General features: G+C 70.9%; 16 protein-coding genes. 5 read left to right on the top strand and 11 right to left on the bottom strand.

The annotated features are described in order from the left end of the window. Positions 1–500: 500 nt before the first annotated feature. Entirely contained in the window at positions 501–1,736 is a 1,236-nt protein-coding gene (locus R9X44_RS23380; RefSeq protein ID WP_319816389.1) for a PLP-dependent aminotransferase family protein, read from the bottom strand. A gap of 169 nt (positions 1,737–1,905) precedes the next feature. On the opposite strand from R9X44_RS23380, the gene R9X44_RS23375 reads away from it, so the two are divergent. Both R9X44_RS23375 and R9X44_RS23370 read left to right on the top strand, forming a co-directional pair. After that, the gene (locus R9X44_RS23375; protein ID WP_319816388.1) at positions 1,906–2,523 is read left to right on the top strand and encodes a GNAT family N-acetyltransferase; all 618 of its coding nucleotides are present in this window, start codon (positions 1,906–1,908) and stop codon (positions 2,521–2,523) included. 170 nt (positions 2,524–2,693) lie between these two features. After that, a complete protein-coding gene (locus R9X44_RS23370; RefSeq protein ID WP_319816387.1) occupies positions 2,694–3,755 on the top strand; it encodes a hypothetical protein in 1,062 nt (353 codons plus the stop codon). A 70-nt stretch (positions 3,756–3,825) separates the two neighbouring features. Here R9X44_RS23370 and trxA read toward each other — a convergent pair whose 3' ends face one another. Together trxA and trxB are read right to left on the bottom strand one after the other, a co-directional pair. After that, the gene (gene trxA, locus R9X44_RS23365) at positions 3,826–4,140 is read right to left on the bottom strand and encodes a thioredoxin (protein ID WP_319816386.1); all 315 of its coding nucleotides are present in this window, start codon (positions 4,138–4,140) and stop codon (positions 3,826–3,828) included. 3 nt (positions 4,141–4,143) lie between these two features. Next, complete coding sequence (trxB, locus tag R9X44_RS23360; protein WP_319816385.1) at positions 4,144–5,070, bottom strand: thioredoxin-disulfide reductase; 927 nt, start codon at positions 5,068–5,070, stop codon at positions 4,144–4,146. A gap of 127 nt (positions 5,071–5,197) precedes the next feature. Between trxB and R9X44_RS23355 the strand changes: the two genes are divergently transcribed. After that, positions 5,198–5,758 carry a dienelactone hydrolase family protein gene (locus R9X44_RS23355; RefSeq protein WP_319816395.1) on the top strand — a complete coding sequence of 187 codons (561 nt, stop codon included), beginning with the start codon at positions 5,198–5,200 and terminating at the stop codon, positions 5,756–5,758. Between the two features lie 101 nt (positions 5,759–5,859). On the opposite strand, the gene R9X44_RS23350 is transcribed toward R9X44_RS23355, so the two are convergent. The 5 genes from R9X44_RS23350 to R9X44_RS23330 all read right to left on the bottom strand — a co-directional run bounded on the left by R9X44_RS23350 (position 5,860) and on the right by R9X44_RS23330 (position 12,772). Then, the gene (locus R9X44_RS23350) at positions 5,860–6,582 is read right to left on the bottom strand and encodes a hypothetical protein (protein WP_319816384.1); all 723 of its coding nucleotides are present in this window, start codon (positions 6,580–6,582) and stop codon (positions 5,860–5,862) included. Further along, positions 6,579–7,265, bottom strand: a complete 687-nt coding sequence (sigM, locus tag R9X44_RS23345; RefSeq protein ID WP_319816383.1) for an RNA polymerase sigma factor SigM — start codon at positions 7,263–7,265, stop codon at positions 6,579–6,581. The genes R9X44_RS23350 and sigM overlap by 4 nt, the downstream gene beginning before the upstream one ends. Continuing rightward, a complete protein-coding gene (locus R9X44_RS23340) occupies positions 7,265–8,815 on the bottom strand; it encodes an AMP-binding protein (protein ID WP_319816382.1) in 1,551 nt (516 codons plus the stop codon). The genes sigM and R9X44_RS23340 overlap by 1 nt, the downstream gene beginning before the upstream one ends. Positions 8,816–8,901: 86 nt before the next feature. Continuing rightward, complete coding sequence (gene murJ / locus R9X44_RS23335; protein WP_319816381.1) at positions 8,902–10,590, bottom strand: murein biosynthesis integral membrane protein MurJ; 1,689 nt, start codon at positions 10,588–10,590, stop codon at positions 8,902–8,904. Further along, positions 10,565–12,772, bottom strand: a complete 2,208-nt coding sequence (locus tag R9X44_RS23330; protein ID WP_319816380.1) for a DUF6049 family protein — start codon at positions 12,770–12,772, stop codon at positions 10,565–10,567. Before R9X44_RS23330 ends, murJ begins: the two co-directional genes overlap by 26 nt. A 197-nt stretch (positions 12,773–12,969) precedes the next feature. Between R9X44_RS23330 and R9X44_RS23325 the strand changes: the two genes are divergently transcribed. Next, positions 12,970–14,352 carry a CCA tRNA nucleotidyltransferase gene (locus R9X44_RS23325; protein WP_413774976.1) on the top strand — a complete coding sequence of 461 codons (1,383 nt, stop codon included), beginning with the start codon at positions 12,970–12,972 and terminating at the stop codon, positions 14,350–14,352. On the opposite strand, the gene R9X44_RS23320 is transcribed toward R9X44_RS23325, so the two are convergent. Then, positions 14,349–15,620 carry an adenosylmethionine--8-amino-7-oxononanoate transaminase gene (locus tag R9X44_RS23320; RefSeq protein ID WP_319816378.1) on the bottom strand — a complete coding sequence of 424 codons (1,272 nt, stop codon included), beginning with the start codon at positions 15,618–15,620 and terminating at the stop codon, positions 14,349–14,351. The two genes, R9X44_RS23325 and R9X44_RS23320, sit on opposite strands and share 4 nt — an antisense overlap. Positions 15,621–15,800: 180 nt before the next feature. Here R9X44_RS23320 and R9X44_RS23315 point away from each other — a divergent pair, with 180 nt between their 5' ends. Next, positions 15,801–16,445, top strand: coding sequence for a hypothetical protein (locus tag R9X44_RS23315; protein ID WP_319816377.1), 645 nt, complete (start codon positions 15,801–15,803; stop codon positions 16,443–16,445). Here the strand turns inward: R9X44_RS23315 and R9X44_RS23310 are convergent. Beyond that, complete coding sequence (locus R9X44_RS23310; RefSeq protein ID WP_319816376.1) at positions 16,414–17,652, bottom strand: MFS transporter; 1,239 nt, start codon at positions 17,650–17,652, stop codon at positions 16,414–16,416. The genes R9X44_RS23315 and R9X44_RS23310 overlap by 32 nt on opposite strands. After that, the gene (locus tag R9X44_RS23305) at positions 17,592–19,988 is read right to left on the bottom strand and encodes a hypothetical protein (protein WP_319816375.1); all 2,397 of its coding nucleotides are present in this window, start codon (positions 19,986–19,988) and stop codon (positions 17,592–17,594) included. Before R9X44_RS23305 ends, R9X44_RS23310 begins: the two co-directional genes overlap by 61 nt. Positions 19,989–20,323 lie beyond the last annotated feature (335 nt).

Raw genomic sequence — 20,323 nt, 5'->3', positions numbered from 1 at the left:
CCCGCTGCCCGCTGCCCGCTGCCCGCTGCCCGCTGCCCGCTGCCCGCGTAGGGGTGGTGGGGATGGGTGGGGGATTGGGTGGCTGGGTCGTTGGGTTGGTTGGGTGGGGGCGGGGTTTGTTTCACGTGAAACTGGATGGCGGGGCTGTGATTCTGCCGCTGCCGCTGCCGCTGCCGCTGCCGCTGCCGCTGCCGCTGGTTGGGGGTGGGAGTGGTGTGGTGGGGTGTGGGGGCGGCTGGGGTGTGGGGAGGCCCACGAGCGCGGTGGCGTGCGTGACGGTGCGGTGTGGAGTGGCTGCCGTTGGGGGGGTGGGGGTGGCAGGTTGGGCTGCGCGGCTGGGAGGTCCCCCCGGGGTCCGAGGGGTGGGGGTGGGGTGGGGTGGGAGGGAGCCGGGGTCAGGCGGGGGGCGGGGAAGGGTCTGCCCTGGCCGGATGAAGGGGGGCGGAAAAGGGGCTGCCCCGGCTGGGGGCCGGGGCAGTGGGGAAGGGGGGAGGGGTGGGTTAGGAGAAGGTGGTTCTTAGGGATTGTTCTTGGTGGATTACGGTGGCGAGGCGGTGGACGCCTTCGCGGATGCGGGCGGGTTCTGGGTAGCAGTAGGAGATGCGGAGGTGGCGGTGGCCGGTGCCGTCGGAGTAGAAGCCGGTGCCGGGGACGTAGGCGACGCGGTTGGCGAGGGCAAGGGGGGACATGGCCTTGGAGTCGAGGCCCTCGGGGAGGGTCAGCCAGACGAAGAAGCCGCCCGCCGGACGGGTCCACGTGGTGCCCTCGGGCATGGTCTCCGCGAGGGCGGCGAGCATGGTGTCGCGGCGTTCGCGGTACAGCTCGACGAAGGACTTGACCTGGTCGCGCCACGGGTGGGTGGCGAGGAACTCGCGGACGGCGAGCTGGGTGAGGTTGCTGTGCGACAGGATCGCCGACTCGGCGGCGAGGACGAGTTTCGCCCGGACGGCGTGCGGGGCGAGCGCCCAGCCGACGCGCATGCCGCTGGAGAACGTCTTGGAGAACGAGCCGAGGTAGATGACGCGTTCGGCCTCATCCGCGCGCAGCGGCCGGGGCGGCGGGGCGTCGAAGGACAGCAGCCCGTACGGGTTGTCCTCGATGATGAGGAGGTCGAACTCCTCGGCGAGGGCGAGGAGCTGGGCGCGGCGCGGCGCGGACAGGGTGACGCCCGCGGGGTTCTGGAAGGTCGGCACGGTGTAGAGGAACTTCACGCGCCGCTTCTCCGCGCGCAGCCGGACGAGGGTCTCGCGCAGCGCCTCGGGGATGATGCCGTACCCGTCCATCGGGATGTGGACGACCTCGGCCTGGTAGGCCGCGAACGTCCCCAGCGCCCCCACGTATGACGGGGACTCCGCAAGGACGACGTCACCGGGATCAACGAAGATCTTGGTGAGGAGGTCGAGCGCCTGCTGGGACCCGACGGTGACGGTGACATCCTCGGGCGAGGCGGTGATGCCTTCCAGCGCCATGACGTCGCAGATGCGTTCGCGCAGTTCGGGGTCGCCCTGGGCCGATCCGTACTGGAGTGCTTCGCCGCCCTTGGTGGCGATGAGGTGCTGCAGCATCGCGCCGACGTCGTCGAGGGGGAGTGCGTTGACGAACGGCATGCCGCCGGCGAGTGAGACGATCTCGGGGCGGGAGGCCACGGCGAACAGAGCTCGGATCTCCGACGCCACCATGCCCTGGGCACGGGCGGCGTAACGGTCGAGATGCGAGTCGCTGCGTGTGGTCTCCATTTTCTGCCTCCTGAATGGGCGCGATGGCCGATACCCCACCGTACGGCACGGGCTGAGGTTCCCGCCGGGCGGTATTGGATACGATGCCGGATGGGCTATTCCGGTTGGCCTTCGGGGGGTCTCGGCGTGGCTCGAACGAACCAGTCACCGAGGGAGAGGTGCGGGGCCGGTGTCACGTCGCGTAGTGAACATCACGCTCGACAACCTCGATGACCTGCCGCGGCGGTGTCGGACGTGTGTGTTCTGGGAGTTGGATCCGGTGAGCCGGGAGCGGGCCGACGCGGTCGGCGACCCGGGGCTGGAGAAGGAAGCGTGGGTGTCGGCGACGCTTCTCGAGTGGGGCAGCTGCGGCAAGCTGGTTTATGTCGACAATGTCCCGGCGGGTTTTGTGCAGTACGCTCCGCCGCTTTATGTACCGCGCTCGGTGGCTTTCCCGACGAGCCCGGTCTCGGCCGACGCGGTGCTCCTCATGAACGCGCACATCGTTCCGGAGTTCGCGGGCGGCGGGCTCGGCCGGATGCTGGTGCAGGGTGTGGCGAAGGATCTGACGCGTCGTGGGGTGAAGGCGATCGAGGCGTTCGGCGATTTGAAGGCGGAGGACGGCGGGTGCATGGTCCCGGCCGAGTACCTGCTCGCTGTCGGATTTAAAACGATTCGTCCGCATCATCGCTTTCCGCGGCTGAGGCTCGATCTGCGATCGGCCCTGTCGTGGCGTGAGGACGTCGAGGTGGCCCTTGAGCGTCTCCTTGGGTCCATGACCCCAGAAGGTGCCTTGCGTCCCGTCTGAGGCCATCTCAGAGCCTCGTTTTTTTCGGGACGTACGGGATGAACGGTACATATCGGGCAGGCTGTGTCCGAGTGGCCACGGAGCGGGGTGACGGACTCCGTGGCGCGTCGGGTCGCGGACCGCTAGGCTCGCGCACCATCCCCCGTGTGCCACCCGAGAGGCCCCCCTTCGTGAAAGCACGTCTCCTCGCCGCCGCCGCCTCGGTGACGCTTGCCGTGACCGCGTTCCAGGTTCCCGCCGTCCAGGCGCTGCCCTCCGGACCCGACGAACCGAAGGCGCCCGCGACGGCGAGGGCGGCGAACGGCAACAAGCTCGTCTGGGCGCGCGTGTCGAGCAAGCAGCCGAAGAAGGCGTTCTACAACAAGAAGACGACCGCGCCCGTCGGGAAGACCGCCGGGTCGGTGAACCGCGCCTACTTCCGGATGACGCTCGCGGACGCCTACTACGAGGACAACCTCCACTCGGTGAAGCTCGTCGTCCCGGTGTCGTCGCCGAACCCGTGCCGCAAGGGCGGGACGCCGAAGATGAACGTCCACCTGACGGCCGGGATCAGCAAGAAGACGACGTGGAAGAAGCAGCCGAAGACGCTGAAGAAGCTCGGCAGCGTGAAGGCCAAGTGCAAGTCGAAGGCGCTCGAGCTGACGATCACCAAGGCGGCCGCCGCGATCCTGGAGAAGGGCGGCGACACGATCACGCTCCGGCTGTCGGCCGCGAACGAGAAGTCCGCCAAGGGGTTCGTGAAGTTCACGAACAAGGCGCGCCTCGTCATCCGCGCGAGCAGTGACGGTGGCGGCGGCGTCGGCGCGGACCCGGGCGCGAACCTCCCGACGCCCGTCGAGGCCGGTTCGTTCACCCCCGCAGGTGCCGCGGGTCCGATCGCGTGCGGCGCGGGCGCGGGACGCCCCCAGACCGCCGCGGCGACGGGTCAGTTCGCCGGCACCACGTCCGACCCCGACGGTGGTTTCGTCCGGGTTGAGGCGCAGTGGAAGGCGGCGACGGCGGGCACGACGGCCGCGCTCGTCAACGTGCTGTCTGGCTGGCAGTTCTCCGACCCGAACGAGAAGCGCACGTTCGCGTTCTCCGCCGGCGCGGCCCCCTTCGCCGCGCCCGGGATCTACAGCTGGCGGCTGCGCGCGGTCGACGACGTCGCCGCGACGGGCTGGACCGGCTGGTGCGAGTTCGAGGTCCCGGCCGCCGCTCCCGCACCCCCGGTGGTCGCCCCGCTCCCCTGACCCGACCAAACCTGACCCGAACAGAAAGGCCCGCACGCGTCACGCGTGCGGGCCTTCGGCGTTCTGTCGCTTACAGGAAGTCGGCGAGTTCCCGCAGCAGCGCGGCCTTCGGCTTCGCGCCCATGATCTGCTTGACGACCTCGCCGTCCTTGTAGACGAACATCGTCGGGATCTGCATGATCCCGTAGTCACGGGTGACGTTGGGGTTCTCGTCGATGTTCAGCTTGACGATGGAGATCTTCTCGGCGTGCTCCTTGGAGATCTCCTCGAGGATCGGGGCGACCATCCGGCACGGTCCGCACCACTCGGCCCAGAAGTCCACGAGGACGGGCTTGTCGCTCTTCAGAACCTCGGCCTCGAAGCTGTTGTCGGTCACTGCCTGCATGGTTCAGCCCTCCTGAAGGTAGCGCTCGGCGTCGATGGCGGCCGAGCAGCCGCTCGCCGCGGCCGTGATGGCCTGGCGGTAAACATGGTCCACCACGTCGCCGCAGGCGAAAACCCCGGCGAGCTTGGTCCTTGTGGTCGGGTGCTCGACCTTGAGGTAGCCGTCGGCGTCGGCGTCGAGCTGGTCCTTGAACAGTTCGCTGCGCGGGTCGTGGCCGATCGCGATGAACAGGCCGGTGACGTCGAGGGTGCCCTCTTCGCCGTTCTTGACGTTGCGGACACGGACGCCGTCGACCTTGTTCTCGCCGAGGACGTCGATGACCTCGCTGTCCCACAGGAACGTGATGCGCTCGTTCGACAGCGCCCGCTCCTGCATGATCTTGGACGCGCGCAGCGTGTCGCGGCGGTGCACGACCGTCACGTTCGCGAACTTGGTGAGGAAGATCGCCTCTTCCAGGGCGGTGTCGCCGCCGCCGACGACCGCGATGTTCTGGTCGCGGAAGAAGAAGCCGTCGCAGGTCGCGCACCAGGAGACGCCGCGGCCGGACAGCCGCTTCTCGTTGGGCAGGCCGAGTTCGCGGTAGCCGGATCCGGTCGCGATGATGACGGCCTTGGCGTAGTGGTACTCCTCGCCGACCTTGACGACCTTCGGGTGCCCGGTGAGGTCGACCTCGGTGACGTCGTCGGTGACGAGTTCGGCGCCGAACCGCTCGGCCTGCTTGCGCAGGTTGTCCATGAGGTCCGGGCCCATGATCCCGTCGGGGAAGCCGGGGAAGTTCTCGACGTCGGTGGTGTTCATGAGCGCGCCGCCCGCGCTGATGGAGCCTTCGAAGACGAGGGGCTTGAGGTCGGCCCTTGCCGCGTAGATCGCCGCCGTGTATCCGGCCGGGCCGGACCCGATGATGATCACGTTGCGGATGTCCGTGCTCACTTGTGCTCCTGTTCCTCAAAGGCGCCCCGCTCGGCGTTCTCGCGGGCGACAACGAATCCTAAGGCCCGCTCATTCCCTGCTGGGTGAGGGCCCCATAGACCCATAGGGTAGGGATGTGGCCGCACTGATGTTGTTTCACTCCGTCTACGGATTGCGTCCGGCTGTGGAAGAGGCAGCCGAACGGCTACGCGAGGCGGGACATGTCGTGCATGTCCCCGACCTCTACGGCGGCCGTGTCGTCGACGACGTAGCCGAGGGCCGGGCGATCATGGAAGAGATCGGCAGGGACGAGCTGCTCAGCAGGGCGGCCAAGGCGTCCGCGCCGCACTCGGAGGAGGGCCTGGTCTATGCGGGTTTCTCGCTCGGCGCGGCGCTGGCCCAGACCGTCGGCCTTGCCGACGAGAAGGCCAAGGGCCTGCTGCTGATCCACGGGACGTCGGATCTGACGGAGGACGCCGAGACCGAGCTCCCGGTCCAGCTGCACGTCGCCGACCCCGATCTGTACGAGCCGTCCGACTGGCTGAACTCCTGGTATCTGGAGATGCGGCGGGCGGGCGCGGACGTGGAGATCTTCCGCTACCAGGGGGCCGGCCACCTGTTCACCGACTCCGGCCTGCCCGACTTCGACGCCCATTACGCCGAGCAGGCGTGGGCGATCGCGCTCGACTTCCTCGAAGAGGTCGGTTAACACAGTAGAGGTCGGCTGACCCAGCAGAGGGACCCAGGCTGACGCGGCCGGTATCGGCCCGGCCCGTGCGCTGTTTCACGTGAAACAGCGCACGGATCGGGTCAGCTCGCCGGGCTCTGCGCGAGGAGGTCGTCCTGGGTCGCCGAACAGTTCGGCCCGGTGACGTAGATCGCCCCCTCCGCGATGATGATCATCGCGGGAACGCCCTGGTACTCGGCCATGTCGACGAACGAGATCTTCCCGGAGGGGACCGTCCGCGCCAGGCAGCCGCGCTGCGCCTCGGTCATCGGCGCTGCGGGCTTGCCGACGACGCGGCGCGGGTTGCGGGCCAGCGCGGCGAGGTCGTCGGCGGTGTAGTCGGTGCCGCTCGCGACCCGGCTGAACGGCGCCGCCGACGGGTCCGCAGACTCCGCCGACTCCGACGTCGGCGGCACCACGTGGGCCTGGATGTCCTTCTTGTCGGCCCCGTCGAGGACGCCGTTGCCCAGGGCGAACGCCCCCACGCCGGAGACCACCACCGCGGCGGCCGCCACCGAGACGAACCTTGTCATCTTGGCCCGTCGTCTGGCTGCGAGGTCGACGACGGGGGCCCCGCGCGTCGCCTCGGCGAGCAGGGCGGCGTCGAGTCTCGCCGCGAGGTTCTCGGGCAGCGCGGGACGCGGCGCGGAAGCCAGCATCCTCGTCACTTCGTTGAGTTCGTCCTGATGGGACGCGCACAGCGCGCATACCGCCAGATGGCCGCGAACGGTCGTCGTGGTCTCGTCGTCGAGCAGACCTTCGGCGAGATCCGCGAGCACGTCGAGGTCGTAGTGCCGACCTGTCATGACGCGCCCCCTCCTTCTTCGAGCACTGGTGAGCCACCCTGCCGCGGAACGGCGGGAACGTCAGTACCAACGTTCGAGGGTTCGACGCGGTTGCCGCTCTTGCGGTTCCTTAGATGCCGGAGATGTGGCGCGAGCCTCGCCCTGCCGCGCGCGCACCTGCTCTTGACGGTTCCCGGCGGCACCTGGAGGACGAACGCCGCGTCGTCGACGGAGTAGCCCATCATGTCGACGAGGATGAGCGCGGCCCGCTGCTCGAAGGGCAGGTGGGCCAGGGCGTCGGTGACGTCGAGGGCGACCTCGTGGGCGGAGGTCGGGTCGTTGTTCTTGGGGGCGAGGGCGTCGAGGGTCTCGGCGTCGGGGAGGTTGACGGTGGGCCTTGCCGAGCGGCGGCGGACGCGGTCGAGGCACGCGTTGACGACGATCCGGTGCAGCCATGTGGTGACGGCGGCGTCGCCGCGGAAGCGTCCCGCGGCCCGGTAGGCCGACAGGAAGGCGTCCTGGAGCGCGTCGGCGGCCTCCTCGTGGTCGCCGAGGGTGCGCAGCGCCACGGCCCACATGCGGTCGCGGTGCCGGGTGACGATCTCGCCGAAGGCGTGCGGGTCGCCCTGGGCGTGCCTGCGGAGCAGTTCCTTGTCGGTGGCCGGTCCCTCGGTCGCCGCCCTGCCTCGTCCGAACAGGGCCATCAGGACGCCCCGAAGACGACGGCTTCGCCGATCCTGAGCTTGCCGTCCTGCGGGCCCTTGGTGAACCAGAGGATGACGTACTTGCCTGTGGTGTCGGAGGGCACGGCGATCTCGTTCTTGCCGGGGGCGAGGGTGCCGGAGCCGGTCTCGGTGAGGACCGAGCGGTCGGCGGAGTCGCCGATGGACAGCGAGTAGGGCGCTCCGGCGCTGCTCGCCGGCACGTTCAGGACGATCTTGCTGATCCTTGACGACTCGGGCAGCGTGAGCCTGATGCCGACGCCCTCGAGGTAGTTGCCGAAGATGCTGTCGTGGTAGCTCTGGGTCTCCCAGTAGGTGCCGGACTTGCCGTCGACGGCGAGGCGGGCGGTCGGCTCGACCGCGCTGTCCTCGTGCCCGGCGTGTCCGGGTTTGACCTGCTGGAAGCCCTCGGCCGAGGCGATCCGCAGCTTTGCCGCGCCCGAGCCGGGCTGCTGCGGCGCGGAGGTCTCGGTGGGGACGCCGGGGGTGGGCTCGTCGCCGCCGGTGTCGCCGCCGGCGAACTGCCAGATGGCCAGCGCGATCACCAGCGCTGCGGCGGCGATCGCGCCGCCGACCAGCGGCCGGTTGACGCTCCTGACCTCGGGTTCGGCGACGGGCGGCGGCGCGGGCATCCGCGCGGTGCGCTGCGTCGGCGGGTTCGTGGGACGCGGCGCGGGGACGGTCCTCGCCTCGGGCTTGGGCGCGGGACGCGTCCGGTTGATCACCGCGGGCGGCGGGCCGCTCTGCAGCCCGGCGAACAGCGGAAGCGGCGTGCGCGGAACCTCGGTGAGGGCTGCGGCGACCTCGGCGGGCGTGGTCAGCGGCGTCTCGGGCGCGCCGATCTCCATGGCCCGGCAGACGATCGCGGTGACCGCGGGCGGCAGGTCGGCGCGCAGCTCGCCGGGGGAGACGAACTCACCGTCGGTCTCCGGCGCGATCGGCAGCGACGATTCGGACGCGGACCCCGGCCACTGGCCGGTGAGCGCCGCGTAGAGCATCTGGCCGAGGCCGAGCGCGTCGAGCCGCGCGGGGTCGGCGGTGCTGACCCCGGCGAGCACGGCGTCGACACCGAGCCCGGTGAGCTTGACGGTGCCGCCGGTGGTCCAGACGAGGTCGCGCGCGGTCAGGCACAGATGCGAGATCCCGGCCTGGTGGGCCGACGCGAGCGCCTCGGCCGCCTCGGAGACGAACCGGGCGGCACGGCCCGGCGCGAGCGGCCCGTCCTTCTCGATCATCTCCTCGAGGGTGTCGCCGCTCACCCACTCGCTGACGACGTAGGCGCGCTCGCCGCTGTCGTCGGCGTCGAAGACCTGGGTGAGCCGGGGGTCGGTGAGCCGTGAGGCGCTGCGCGCGGCGGTGACGACCTCGGCCGCGCGCGGGAAGTCCGGCGCGAAGGTGCGGACGCACACGGCCCTGGCGAGGATCTCGTCGATGGCCTTCCACAGGGTGGAGCCGCCGGCCTCGCTGACCTGCTCCTCGAGCCGGTAGCGGCCGGCGAGGCGGGTCCCGGGTTCAATGACTGAAGTGCTCATGACGATCCCCGCCGGATCTTCGGCCGGTCACTGCGCCGCACATCGTCGAATCCCATGGTGCCTGACATCGTAGTAGGGGTTATGGGTTAGCGCAGTCCCGGAATCCGGGCGCTGAGCGTCCTTACCATCGTGTCGGCCTCGGGGATGCGCAGCACCCGCGCGGCGACCAGGTAAAGGATGCCACCACCGAGACCCCCGACGACCAATGTGGTCAAAGATGGGATAAGTCCGGTTCCGGCCCATTTCTCGATCAGGATGTGGCAACCGACCGCGAACGCGGCCATCGGGCCCGCCGCGGCGAGCATCTTGACGTGGGCGGCGATGATCCGTCCGGCGTCGATCCTGCCGAGCAGGCGGCGCAGCAGCAGCGCGCAGACGACCACGCCGACGCAGTTGGTGATGACGAACGCGCCCGCGATGCCGACCACCTTGTCCTCGGTCGGCAGCAGGTTGAACGCCGCGAGCGCGGTGCCGACGTTCACCACGACGGTGACGAACGCGACAAGCGCGGGGGTCCTGGTGTCCCGGTGCGCGTAGAAGACCCGCAGCATGAGCTGGTAGATCGAGAACGGGATCAGCGCGATCGCGAACGCCTGCATGATCCGGCCGATGACGGCGGCGTCGGACGAGCTCGTGTTGCCGTGCGCGAACAGCGCCTGCACGATGTCGGGCGCGAGCGCCAGCATGTAGGCCGCGCCCGGCACGATCAGCACCGACGACAGCCGCAGGCCCGAGGAGAAGTCGTCGCGGACGGCCGAGGTGTCGCCGTCGGCGGCGTGCGCGCTCATCCTGGGCAGCAGCGCGGTGATCACCGAGACGGCGACGATCGCGTACGGCAGCTGGAAGAACTGGTAGGCCGTCGCGTAGGAGGCGTAGCCGTACGCGCCCGACAGCCCTTCCTGTTCGGCCTGGAATCCGGCCGTGGTGTTCAGCCGGGTGATGATCAGGAAGCCGACCTGGATGAGCACGACGTACAGCAGCGTCCATCCGGCGGCCTTGCCGACCTGGCCGAGCTCGCCCTTCTGGAAGTCGAGCCTGGGCCGCCAGCGGAAGCCGGTGGCGCGCAGCGCGGGCCACAGCACGATCGTCTGGAGCACGATGCCGCCGGTGGTGCCGATCGCCAGGAGCAGGAACTCGGCGTCGGTGAGGTTGGCCGCGGTGGGCGGTCCGCCGTCCTGGATCACCAGGAACGCGACGCCGACGGCGATCACCACGACGTTGTTCAGCACCGGGGCCCACATGGGGACGGCGAAGGAGTTGCGGGTGTTGAGGATGGCCCCGGCGAACGCGCCGACCCCGTAGAAGAAGATCTGCGGGAGGAAGAACATCGCGAACAGCACCGCCAGGCGCAGGTCCGCGCCCTGGAGCTCCGAGCCGCCGTACGCGCGCATGATCAGCGGCGCGGCGACGACCGCGCCGATGGTGATGACCGCGAGGCCGAGCAGCGCGGCGGTGAAGAACCGCTGCTCGTACCGCTCGCCGTACTCGCGGTCCTTGCGCTTGGCCTGGACGATCATCGGCACGATGATCGAGCTGAGGATGCCGCCGAACAGCAGGTCGTAGATGATGTTCGGGATGGTGTTGGCGAGGTTGTAGATCGAGCCGAGGATGCCGTTGCCCAGCGCGATGATGATCACCGCGCTGCGGACGAACCCGGTGATCCGGGAGGCGATCGTGCCGAGCGCCATGAGCGCGCCCGAGCGCAGCAGGCTGGAGCCCCCGCCCTTTTCCGGCTCCTCCTGCCGCCGCTCAGCCGGCTGCTGCTCCGTGGTCACGAGCTTCCTCCTCCTTGCGCCGCCGCCGCGCGCGCATCCCCCGGAAGCCTACGCCGACGACCAGCACGGCGAGGGCGCCAATGGTGATGAACAACCCCACAGCGGAGACTCCGGTCGTACTGACGTCGACGGTGCTCGAGTTGATCTCCTGCCCCGCCTCGTTGAGGATGCGCACCTTCACCGGGATCTTGTTGTCGATGGAGCCGCCGGTCGGCAGCTTCACCGAGACCATGAGGGTGTTCTTCTGCCCGGCGTCGACCTCGCGGATCGCGGTGAATACCTGCGGGTCGGCCGACTCGGGGAACACGAGCCTGCCCTTGGGCAGCGAGGAGATCACGATCTGGATCTTGACCTGGCCCTCGGTGAGCTCGTTGACGGCGGTGAACTTCAGCATCCCCGACGACCCGGCGATCTGTTTCACCTCCTCGCTCGCGAGGTTGATCTTGCCGACCTCGGCGTCGACGGCCCGCGTGGTGGAGTCCAGGAAGCGGTAAGCGGCCTCGCGACGTGCGCCGCCGCCCCGCCAGTAGTTCGCGGTCGCCCGCATCGGCGCGCGCAGCAGCTCGTTGTCGGGGGACTCGAACAGATTGGCGAACGCGGTCGCCCGGTTGAACATGCCCTTGACGCTGTCGAGGTAGGTCCTGGTGAACTCGGCCTCGGCGTCGGGGTAGGTGACGAGCTGGCGCTTGTCCGTCCGGTTCTTCGGCTGGGCGATCGTGCCGAGCGTCGTCGGCTTCAGCCAGGCCGAGCGCGCGTCGGTGTGGTTCAGCAGGAACTTCGCGAACTCCGGCGACGGGTTCCAGCGCCGGTCCGGCGTCACGATCAGGGTCCGGCCCATCCCGGGGGCCTCGGCCGTCATCAGCGCGGTCTCGGCCAGGTAGCGCTGCTTGGCGGCGAGCGTTCCGCTCTGTGAGCGGGTGCTCGAGCTGATCACCTGCTGGATGGTCTCGTCGAAGGCGAGGGCGGGCCTGACCCGTCCCGAGGAGGTCTCGACGGTGTGCGCGGCGCTCGGCGTGTAGCTGAGCCCCGCGACGGCCTGGAGCTGGTCGCTGCTCAGCAGGAACTGGCTGCTGCCCTGCGCGCCGAGCCTGACGAGCCGGTCGATCGTCGCCTGGTTGATCGTGCCGTTGCCGGGCCAGGCGAGCTTCGGGTACGTCTCGGCGGCGTCGAGGACGTCGGTCGCGAGCTTCTTGTCGGTGTAGGCGGCCTTGAGGAGGTTGGTCGAGCCCTGCGCCATCTTCTTGTTGACCAGGGAGACGGTGTCGACGTCGCCGTAGGGGGTGAGGAAGAACTGGTTGCCGTCCTCGCCGACGTAGGCGCGCAGCCTGCTCAGCCAGTTCTTGGCGTTGCCGTTCGACTCCTTCTCCTCGACCCGCTTGGCGGGCTGGCCCTCGGCGGGGGAGTCGACGCGTTCCACGATCTGGTACGGCCGCTGCATCGCCTCGACGTCGGTGATCAGCGACGGGTCGATCGCGAGCGCGACCGACGGGTTGCCCGCGCCGGTGTCGACGGCGTCCAGGAGGGTGTTGAGCCTGCCGTTGCGTGCGTCGTCGGGGTCGAGGGAGGCGGCGAGGCCGTCGTCGGTGAACTCGGCGTCGGTGGTGCGGTGCGGCGCGTCGATCAGCGGCCAGACGAACGCGACCTTGGTCGGCGTGATCGTCTTCTTGGCGTCCTTGGGCACGTAGTTGACGAACGTGCGCGCGGTCGCCAGGCGGCCGTCGGCGTTGCCCGCGGCGATCGCGAGGGGGTAGACCGACAGGTCGGAACGGGACAGCGCGGCGAGGCGCGCGGGGTCGCCGGTGAGGGTGAACGACTGCGTGCCGCCCGCCGGGACGTCGAAGACGCGCGAGGAGCTGAGCACGGTCGTCGCGGCCTCCTGGCCGGATCCCGCGGCGAACTCCGCCAGCTGGGCCCGGGTGGTGAACCGCTGCCCGTACAGCGCCTGGACCTGCACGCCCGCGATCGGCGTCGTGCCCGAGTTGACGATCTTGCCCTTGACCTTCAGCGTCTTGTGCTTGGGCCCGAGGACGCTCGGCGTGACGTTCTCCAGCACGATCGCCAGCGGGTCCTTGCGGAGCGCCTGCGCGGGGGGCTGGGCATGGGCCGCGCCGACGCCAGGGTTGACGCCGACGGCCAGGATGATCATCACTGCCCCGAGGGCAGCCGTGAGCCGTTTCCTCACTGAGGCTTCGTTCCCCGCGGTGTCACGCGCTCGATGGTAGTGGCCCGGAGAGTCTGGACGGGCCGGGCTTGTCCGGTAACCGGTCCCGTGCGGCGACAGGCGACAACAGGTTTGGAGGCGGTCCCGATCGCCCCGTAGGCTTGGCGGTCGTGTCGAACGACGAACAGCGCAAGGCCCTGGCCACCCTGCTCGGGCGGGTGATCCCCGCCGAGGCCGAGCGGCTCGGCGGGCTCTTCGCCGCGGCCGGACACGAGCTCGCGCTGGTCGGCGGCCCGGTCCGGGACGCGCTCCTGCGCCGCCCGGTGGCCGATCTCGACTTCACCACCGATGCGCCGCCCGAGCGCATCCTTGAGGTGATCGACGGCTGGGCCGACGCCGTCTGGACCATCGGGATCGAGTTCGGCACGGTCGGGCTGCGCAAGGGCGAGCACCTCATGGAGGTCACGACCTACCGCAGCGAGAGCTATGACCCGAAGTCGCGCAAGCCCGAGGTGTCTTACGGGACTTCCCTTGTGGAGGACCTGCGACGGCGTGACTTCGCCGTCAACGCGATGGCGGCGCGGCTGCCCGGCAACGAGTTCGTCGACCCGTTCGGGGGGCTCGAGGACCTGAAGGCCAAGCGGCTGCGGACGCCCGGCCTTCCCGAGGATTCCTTCAACGACGACCCGCTGCGGATGCTGCGCGCCGCCCGGTTCGTCGCGCAGCTCGGGTTCACCGTCGACCCCGCGGTGATGGCGGCGATGAAGGAGATGTCCGGCCGGATCGAGATCGTCTCGGCCGAGCGGGTGCAGGCGGAGCTGTCGAAGCTGCTGTGCGGGCCGTATCCGCGTGCGGGCCTGGCCGTCCTCGACGCGTCGGGGCTGGCCGCGCACGTGCTGCCCGAGCTTCCCGCGCTGCGGCTGGAGATTGACGAGCACCACAGGCACAAGGACGTCTACGAGCACTCGCTGATCGTGCTCGACCAGGCGATCGCCCAGGAGGAGGACGGGCCCGACCTCGTCCTGCGCCTCGCCGCGCTGCTGCACGACATCGGCAAGCCGCGCACCCGCGCCCACCTGCCGGGCGGCAGGGTCTCGTTCCACCATCACGAGGTCGTCGGCGCGAAGCTGACCAAAAAACGGCTCATGGCGCTCAAGTACCCCAAGGACGTCGTGTCCGACGTGTCGCGCCTTGTGGAACTGCACCTGCGCTTCCACGGGTACGGCGAGGGCGAGTGGACCGACTCGGCGGTCCGCAGGTACGTCCGCGACGCCGGGCATCTGCTGCCGCGCCTGCACAAGCTCACCCGCGCCGACTGCACGACCCGCAACCGCCGCAAGGCCGAGCGCCTCGCCCGCACCTACGACGCCCTTGAGGAGCGGATCGCGCGGCTCGCCGACGAGGAGGAACTGGGCAGGATCAGGCCCGACCTCGACGGCGTCGAGATCCAGGAGGTCCTGGGGATCAAGCCGGGTCCGCTGGTCGGCCGCGCCTACAAGTTCCTGCTCGACCTGCGGCTCGACAAGGGGCCGCAGGACAAGGAGACGGCCAAGGAGGCCCTGCTGGCCTGGGCGCGCGACGAGGGCGTCCTCGACGGCTAGGCCAGCGTGCGCGCGGCCGCGGTGATCGCCTCGGTGATCTTCGCGGTCTCGTCCGGCGTGCAGATGTAGGGCGGCATCGTGTAGATCAGCCTGCCGAACGGGCGCAGCCACACGCCGTGCGCCATCACGGTGTCCTGGATCTGCTCGGCGTTCACCGGCCGCGTGGTCTCCACGACGCCGATCGCGCCCTTCACCCTGACGTCGGCGACGCCCGGCATGCCCCGTACGTCCGCCAGACCGTCGCTGAGGGCCTTTTCGAGCGTCTTGACCTCCGTGCGCCAGTCCCGTGCCGCCAGGAGGTCGAGGGACGCTCCCGCGACCGCCGCGGCCAGCGGGTTGGCCATGAACGTCGGGCCGTGCATGAGCGGGGTCCCGCCCGCGGAGATGCCCTCGGCGACGCGGTCGGTGCACAGGGTCGCGGCCATCGTCAGGTAGCCGCCGGTGAGGGCCTTGCCGACGCACATGATGTCGGGGGAGACGCCCGCGTGGTCGGCCCCCCAGAACTCGCCGGAACGGCCGAAGCCGGTGGCGATCTCGTCGAGGATGAGGAGGATGCCGTGTTCGTCGGCGAGGTCGCGTAGGGCGCGCAGGTGTGACGGGTCGTAGAAGCGCATGCCGCCCGCGCCCTGCACGATCGGCTCGGCGATGATCGCGGCGAGTTCGTGCGCGTGCGCGGCGACGAGCGCGGCGAGGGCGTCGAGGTAGGCGGGGTCGGGTTCTGCGGGGGGCTCGGGCGCGAACACGTGGACGGGCAGGACATCACTGAACAGGTGGTGCATTCCGTTCACGGGGTCGCAGACTGCCATGTCGCCGAAGGTGTCGCCGTGGTAGCCGCCGCGTACGGTGAGCAGCCTTGGCCGGTTCACCCCTTGGGCGCGCCAGTACTGCAGCGCCATCTTGATCGCGACCTCGACGGCGACCGAGCCGGAGTCGGCGAAGAAGACCTTCGTGAGGCCGTCGGGGGCCAGGTCGACAAGGCGCGCGGCGAGTTCCACGGCGGGCCGGTGGGTGAGGCCGCCGAACATGACGTGCGCCATCCTGCCGAGCTGGCCGGTGATCGCGGCGTTCAGCGCGGGGTTGTCATACCCGTGGATCGCCGCCCACCACGACGACATCCCGTCGATGACCACCCTGCCGTCCTCGAGGTGCAGCTCGACCCCGTGCGCCTCGGCGACCGTGTGCGCGCTGACGGCCGCGGGCATCGCCGCGTAGGGGTGCCAGACGTGCTCACGGTCATAGGCCAGGAGTTCGTCGGGGGTCATCCTCATGGACCGCCACGTTACCGCCGTGATCTGCGTTACCCGTCGGTAGCTTGAGCTGCGTAACCGAGCGCTTATTCGGCGGACGTGAGGCGGCTCACCTGCGCGGCGGCATAAGTAGACGCTTTGTCAGCACTAACTTGATCGAGAAAGCTCCACTTAGTCCTCAAATCCCCCCGGAGTGGACCCATGCGCTTCGCCGTCCCGGCCCTGACCGTCGCGGCATTGGCCGCCTCCCTTGTTTCCGCGCCCGCTTCCGCCGCGCCGATCACGCTTGAGCCGTCCGCGTCGACCGTCGTCGTGGGGGAGCGGGGGCGCGGGGTGTGGAACACCTTCACCGCGCGGGGCGCTGGCGCGTCAGTCCAGGGGATGGACCTCGAACTCGTCGCCCCGGACGGGGAGAAAGTGCTCGTGGACTTCGTCTGGCGCGCGGGCCCTGGGGTGTGGAACGGGGCCGCGTCGTTCAACCGCTTCGACGCGCCGGGCAAGTGGCGCGGCACCCTCGTCGTCCGGGACAAAGCGGGCAAGGAGAAGCGCGCCGCGCGCGTCGTGTTTCACGTGAAACGGCGCACGACGCTCTCGGCCGCCCTCCCCGACGGGCGCGGCGGGTCAGTTAGCGGGGTGCTGCGCAGGCTCGGCGAGACCGGAGGATTCCGCCCGTACGCGGGACAGAAGGTGCGGCTCTACAAGTGGACCGGAGGCGCGTGGAAGCTCGTCGCCACCGCCACGACCGGCGCCAAGGGCAAGTACGCCTTCTCCGCACGGCCAGGGAAGCTCCAGGTCCGCTACTCCGGCACCGCCGTCAACGCTCCGGTGACCCGGACGGCTCCGTGACGCCCCCGCGCGTCAGCGCGCGGTACGCGACGGCGGCCGCCGCGTAGGCGGCGATCACCCCCGCGAGGACGGGCAGCGACCGCCCGTCGGCGGGCAGCGTGAACGCCCCGACGCACGCGGCGGCCACGAACGTCGCGTTGAAGAGCATGTCGTAGGCGGCGAAGACCCTGCCGCGGAACTCGTCGGCGACGCTCTCCTGCAGGATCGTGTCCACGCACACCTTCACGCCCTGCGCCGCGACGCCCAGCGCGAACCCGCCCGCGACGTACAGCGGCTCCCGCAGCGGCACCGCCAGGACGAGCAGCGACGCCCCCGCCGCGAGCAGCATCGCCGCGATCCACGCGTCCTTCCCGAACCGCCGCGCGGCCGACGGCGTGATCAGCGCCCCGACCAGGTACCCGCCGCCGGAGACCGTGGTGATCACCGCGACCCCGCCGAACCCCGACGGGAAGTGGTGCCGGTACAGCAGCAGCGTCATCAGCAGCCAGATCCCGTAGAGGAACCGGTGCGTCGCGATCGCGCCGAGCGCGCGCGCGGCGGGCCTGCGCCGGACGATGTAGCGCGCTCCCGCGACCATCCCTACGACGACGTTCCTTACCGTCTCGCGGCTTGTGCCGTCCGGGCCGAGCCCGTCACGCGGCAGCAGCCTCGCCACGAACGACGCCGCGACGTACAGGACGGCCGCGACGGCGAGCACGGCCGTCGTCCCCAGGCTGTGGATGCCGAACCCGAGCGCCGCCCCCGCGAACGCCGCGACGGTCCCCGACGTCACCGACACCGTGTTGGCGACAAGGAGATCCTTCTCCGCCACCACATGCGGCAGCGCCGCCGACAGCGCGGACAGGAAGAACCGGTTCACCCCCAGCACGACGAGCGCGGCGGCGAGATAGAGGTCGCTGTCGTCGAGCGCCGCGATCAGCCACGCCATCCCCAGCACGCAGACCGCCCGCACCAGCGGCGTCCTGACCAGCACCACCTGCCGCCGCCACCGGTCGAGGAACACCCCGGCGAACGGCCCGAGCACCGAATACGGCAGCAGCATCACCGCGAACGCCGCGGCGACCTTCCCCGCCGTCGCCTCGTTCTCCGGGGCCAGTACATAAGCGGCAAGTCCGACCTGCACGAGCCCGTCGGCGAACTGCGACGTCAGCCGGGTCCCGTAAAGCCGCCGGAAGCCCCGCTCCCGCCACAGCCCCCGGAATCCCACCCCGTCACTGTACGCACCCTCCGGGGGCGCTGCCACCGCACCCCTGCGTGCCCCCTGGCCAGCCGGAACAGCCGCTGGGCGTAGGTGGAGTAGCACCAGGCGAGGGGGTCGGCGTCGGTGCGCCCCGCGAGCCGCAGATGGCGCCGCGCCCGTTCCAGGTCGCCCGCGCGGTGGAACGCCCCGCCGAACAGCTGGTGCGCCCACGCCCGCCGCGGATGCGGGAACGCGGCGGCGTCGAGCTTGGCCGCCGCCCTGGCCAGGGAGAAATGCACCTCGGGCTGCGCGAGGTACGGCGTCGAGCCCTCGTCGCAGTCGATCGCGTTCTCCAGGTGCGCGGCCGCGACCATCGCCGTCAGCGGGCCACCCGGGACGGCGCGCGCGGCGGCCTCCTCGGCGAACGCCAGCACCTCGACCGCCGAGCCCTGCCACTTGCGCGCCAGCACCTGTACCCGGTTGTAGTGCCCGATCCACAGCGCGGGATGCCGCCGCGTGATCTCCGTCCAGTACGAGTCGAGGACGGGACGGTCGAGCTGCATGCCGAGCCCGTACATCTGGAGGCAGGCCCAGGGGGCGGGGTCGTGCGGCAGCAGGGCCGCCGCGCGCAGCAGCGGTTCCGCCGCGCCCGCCAGGACCGTCCAGAAGCTGGTGAACTTGTCGGCCCCGACATGCGCGGCCCCTCTGTCGCCGCGGATCTCCCAGGCGTCATAGATCCTGGCGTTCCCCGCCCACAGCAGCACGTCGGGGTCGTCCGGGCGGGCCGCGCGCAGCCCGTCGAGCGCGCGGGCGTGCACCGCGTCCGACAGGAGGCCGAGCCGGTTCAGGCGCGTCTCGGGATCGGTCCGGGTGGCCGCGAGCAGCGGAAGCCCCAGCTCCACCTGCCCGCGGCGGACCTTCGCGAGCACCGCGTACAGCTCGGGATCGGGCGTCATCGGACGGGCGAGGTGCGCGGCGACCCAGGGCAGCCGCTCCCGGACCCACTGCCTGCCCTTCAGCTTGCGTTTCGGCACGCCGAGGTGCAGGGGCGGGTCCGCGGCCTCCGCCTGCGGCGTCCGGTCCCGCGCCGGCATCCGCACGACCACGGAGGCGGGGACCGCCCGGTCGAGCAGCGCGATGAGCTCGGCGGCGTCCCGGAACAGGCCGGGCTCGACGTGCACGGTGACGCCGTCGGGGCCGATCAGCCGCCGCGCCCCGTCCGGCCACACCAGCAGGCCACGGCACTGCGCGAACAGCACGGTCGCCATCGACGGACCCTGCGACTCGGTCACCCCCGACGGCCCCACGGTGAGGAACCTGCGGCCCTGCCACGCCTCGAAGACCCGCCCCTCGACCCCGAACGTCGACGTCCCGGGAGCCTCCACATACCGCGCGTGCGCGACGCCGTCCTGCGGGGGCCGCGTGACGAGCGCGCCGTCACGCGCCTGCCGCGCGACCCGCAGCACGTCGTCGGCCGTGACCCCGGCAAGCCCCTCGACGACCGCCTCGGCCGTCAGGACGGGCGCGCCGAGCAGCGTGTCGGTCGCCGCGCCGACCGCGAGGGAGAGGCCCGCGTCGGGCCCCTCAAGGGTCTCGGCGACGGCGGCCCTGGCCCGTTCCAGCTCCTCGGCCCCGACGGGCACCGCGGCGATCCGCTCGATCTCGGCGAGGAACGCGCCGTTCAGCTCGGTCAGCCGGTCGGCGAGCCCGTCGGCGGCCACGAGCAGTTCCGCGCTGTCGGCGTACCGGGCGAGGAGATCGACCGACGAGGAGTAGCTGATCGCCCGGTCGAGCCGGAGCGCCTGGTGCAGCCGCCGCGCCAGGACCTCCCGGTACAGCGTCGTGGCCGGACCGCGCTCGACCACGGTGTGCAGCGCGACCCCGCGCAGCGCCGACGGCATCGAAGCGGGCAGCCACGGCAGCGCCGACGCCACCGGCGACAGCGGGCGGCGCGGCCCCTCCGGCAGGTCGAGCGTGAGGCCGTCGGGCACCGGCCCGGCCAGCGCCAGCGCGGCGTTCCCGCGCGTGAACCAGTGCGCCGCCCACCCCGCGAGCGACTGCGGGGTCTGCTGCGGCACGCCGAGCTCGCCGTACCCGAGCATCCCGACCCCTGCGGGCCCGTAACGCCAGGCGAGGAGGTCGACGGGCCCGTCCGAGCGGTTCTCCGCCTCGGCCCGCAGCACCTGCTTCTCGGCCTCGATCCGGCCCGTCGGCAGGTCGCGCAGCGCCGCGCACACCCCCTTGAGGAACCGGACGACCTCCTCCGGCTCGCCCTGCTTGACGAACGTCGTCGTCACCGGGCCGACCATCCCGTTGTAGTGCCGCTCGGCCGCCCCGAACCCGTGCAGCGCGAGATGCTCCACAAGATGGCCTGTACAAGGGGCCCGCACCCGCCGCCGCCGGAGTCCGTCCAACGGGAACGCGCGGCCATCGCCCAGATGGCGTCGGCCCCACCCCGCATCTGGTCCCCCACGGCGTCCTGGTCCTCGCCCCCTCCTACCCCCAAGCCGCCGCCCACCTCACCGCCCACCCCACCCAGACCTTCACCCTCCACACCCGCACCCCCCTCGGCACCCTCGTCAACACCGCCGACCCGGCAGTCCAGGTCCTAGTCCCCCCCGACATCGAAGACCCCGCCGCCATCCTCCGCCAAGTCGCCGCCCGCCTCTCCCTAACCCACCAATCCCTAACCCCCTAA

Origin of the sequence: Actinocorallia sp. A-T 12471, from assembly GCF_033875155.1 — a bacterium.
GTDB lineage: Bacteria > Actinomycetota > Actinomycetes > Streptosporangiales > Streptosporangiaceae > Actinocorallia.
Note: the sequence above shows the minus strand (reverse complement) of the source record. Positions and strands in the feature narration are given on the sequence as shown.

Bases quoted from the DNA above. Each gene is read 5' to 3' on its own strand.
- R9X44_RS23315 (WP_319816377.1), top strand. From the start codon at position 15,801: ATGCGCTTCGCCGTCCCGGCCCTGACCGTCGCGGCATTGGCCGCCTCC.
- R9X44_RS23350 (WP_319816384.1), bottom strand. From the start codon at position 6,582: ATGACAGGTCGGCACTACGACCTCGACGTGCTCGCGGATCTCGCCGAA.
- R9X44_RS23355 (WP_319816395.1), top strand. From the start codon at position 5,198: ATGTTGTTTCACTCCGTCTACGGATTGCGTCCGGCTGTGGAAGAGGCA.
- R9X44_RS23340 (WP_319816382.1), bottom strand. From the start codon at position 8,815: ATGAGCACTTCAGTCATTGAACCCGGGACCCGCCTCGCCGGCCGCTAC.
- sigM (WP_319816383.1), bottom strand. From the start codon at position 7,265: ATGGCCCTGTTCGGACGAGGCAGGGCGGCGACCGAGGGACCGGCCACC.
- trxA (WP_319816386.1), bottom strand. From the start codon at position 4,140: ATGCAGGCAGTGACCGACAACAGCTTCGAGGCCGAGGTTCTGAAGAGC.
- R9X44_RS23380 (WP_319816389.1), bottom strand. From the start codon at position 1,736: ATGGAGACCACACGCAGCGACTCGCATCTCGACCGTTACGCCGCCCGT.
- R9X44_RS23320 (WP_319816378.1), bottom strand. From the start codon at position 15,620: ATGAGGATGACCCCCGACGAACTCCTGGCCTATGACCGTGAGCACGTC.